This is a genomic window from Moorena sp. SIO1F2, assembly GCF_010672755.1.
Classification (GTDB): domain Bacteria; phylum Cyanobacteriota; class Cyanobacteriia; order Cyanobacteriales; family Coleofasciculaceae; genus Moorena.
This window is the reverse complement of sequence record NZ_JAAHFV010000571.1, coordinates 1-2569: the sequence shown is the minus strand read 5'-3', so window position 1 is coordinate 2569 and position 2569 is coordinate 1. Positions and strand designations below refer to the sequence as shown.

2 protein-coding genes are annotated in these 2569 nt (G+C 42.7%); both read left to right on the top strand.

The features are described 5' to 3' along the window. Positions 1-205: hypothetical protein (locus tag F6J94_RS32860; RefSeq protein WP_293047903.1), on the top strand; the 205-nt coding region annotated here is incomplete at its 5' end. A gap of 438 nt (positions 206-643) precedes the next feature. After that, positions 644-2473, top strand: coding sequence for a group II intron reverse transcriptase/maturase (gene ltrA, locus F6J94_RS32855; RefSeq protein WP_293047900.1), 1830 nt, complete (start codon positions 644-646; stop codon positions 2471-2473). Positions 2474-2569: the final 96 nt, after the last annotated feature.

Genomic DNA, 2569 nt, shown 5'->3' with positions numbered 1-2569 from the left:
AGATAGTGGGGCGACCGAAGAAAGGCGCTCATATGAAGTGGAAGGGGTAAGAGCCTTCCACAGTCCAGGGTTCAGGACTGGTTCCCACCCGAAGGGGCACAAGAACGATGGAATCTCAGGAGAAATAAAATCTAGAGATATCCCGAAGTTTTGGGTCTCAGAGCTAGAGGGAAAAGTAGGGATTACCGAACCATCGGATAGGTAAGAACCGAACAGGGAAAGAATCAAAAAGTTGACGAAAGGAACCGTTGGTTAAAGGCATCGTTAAGATTGATATCTCTGACAAATTCGATGATGGAGATAAGAGCTCCGAGGTTAGTCTGTCCACTTTCAGACAATCTGAACCTTCATAGGACTCGGTGTATAGACGGCAACTTAAGATTCGTAACTTCTATGTGCGCAACCGGGTAAGCCGAGATTGAGTCCCTAGTATCAGGTCGATAACAAGGGTAGCCGAATCGCAAGAGGAGGTATAACTCTCAGTCCGGTAAAAGTCTGAACCAAGCAAAAGCCGACTACCCGAAAGGGAACGGGAATAAATAACCGGTCGGATAGAGGGAAATCCCTCGCTCGAAAGAGCGCTGAATTTCAGAGCTGACTTCGAGCCAAGGAAAAGAAAGTTATTAGTTGACTTAAATTGTACATGGAAAAGATAGAACCGACGCCTGAAAACGTGGGTATCGTAACTGAACAGACCACTTACTGGCATTCCATTGATTGGAAAAAAGCCCATAGACAGGTCAGGAAACTAAGACAAAGAATTTTTAAGGCAACACGTCAAGGGGATTGGAAGAAGGTAAACAAACTCCAGAGATTAATGCTCAGGAGTCAATCCAACATCCAAGTATCTGTTCGTAAAGCAACCCAAGACAACAAAGGGAAAAGGACGGCGGGAGTCGATAATGAAAAAGCCCTAAATCCTCAAGAAAGAGGAGAAATGGTGGACACCTTATCAAAAACCAAACTCTGGGAACCAAAGCCCACAAGGCGCATCTACATACCAAAACCCAATGGCAAACAAAGACCGTTAGGAATACCGAGTATCACGGACCGATGTATACAAGCCATTGTCAAAAATGCTTTGGAACCAACATGGGAAGCTCAATTTGAAGCCACATCTTACGGTTTTAGGCCAGGAAGAAGTGCCCATGACGCCCGACAAAGAATATTCCTGAACATCAATGGGGAAAGAAACAAGAAATGGTGGATAGTCGAAGCAGACATAAAAGGATGCTTTGACAATATAGCCCATGAACCGTTAATGGAAGCCATTGGTAATTTCCCAGCGAAAAAACTAATCCATGGATGGTTAAAGGCAGGATATGTAGACAAGGATACATTCCACCCTACGGAGACTGGAACTCCACAAGGAGGAATAATCAGTCCACTGTTAGCCAACATAGCATTACATGGATTAGAAAAGGAACTGGGGATAACATACAGGAAAGAAAAAACTAAAAAAGGTGAAGACACTTGGAGAAATAAATCGAATAGAACTATAGTACGCTTTGCGGATGACTTTGTGATTCTAACAGAATCTAAACAAGATGCCACGAACGCCAAGGTAACCACGAAAGAATGGTTAGCCAAGAAAGGACTAAGTCTATCCGAGGAAAAGACCAAAATAACTCACCTAACAGACGGTTTTGATTTCTTGGGATGGAACATACGAAAACATAAAACCACAACCAGAAATAAAGGGTATATAACTCTAATCAAACCATCAAACAAAAGCTTAAAAGGAATCAAAAAGAAGATAAAAGTAGAATTCGCCAAGTTAAAAGGGTCATCGGTTCAACAACTTATATGGAAATTACAACCAATTATAAGGGGTTGGACAAACTACCACAATGGTGTGGTGGCGAAGGATACGTTTAATAAATTAGAGGATTATATTTCCTGGAAGCTAGTAAGATGGTGTAAGAGAAGATACCCTCGAAAAGAATGGAAGTGGATTAAGGAAAAACATTTCGGATGCTTCTGTCCAGGCAGGGAGGATACAAGTGTCTTCGGAAGCAAAGAACTATACTTGGAAAAACCTTTATGGACAAAAATAACCAGACATACACTAGTCACCCACAATTACTCTCCAGACAACCCTGACCTTCAAGAATATTGGAGGAAAAGGAAGGAGAGACAGAGTAAGAAAACAGCTGAAGGAAGATTGCCCAAAGGCAAGAATAAAATAGCCTTGAGGCAAAACTACGTATGTCCATATTGTGGACAACAGTTAGGGGACTACAACAAAGTACATCTACACCACATTGTTCCTAAAGAACATGGAGGACAAGATAAGTACAACAACCTAGTGTACGTTCATGAGGATTGTCACCACACTATCCATGCCTTGGGGGCAACTAACCCTGAAATACAGAAAAAACTGTATGAAGGGATAAAAACCCCTCCCAAAAACCGGAAACAAAAACCAAAAGGCACAAAACCGGGTCGAAGGGAAAAGGGTTGCACAGAATAACGTGTTTTTCGGAGTTGGTTGCGCCGTGTACCAGGAGACTCGTTCGCACGGTGCTTAGGGGGCAAAGAGGGAGTAATCCCTCTGACCTACCCGATA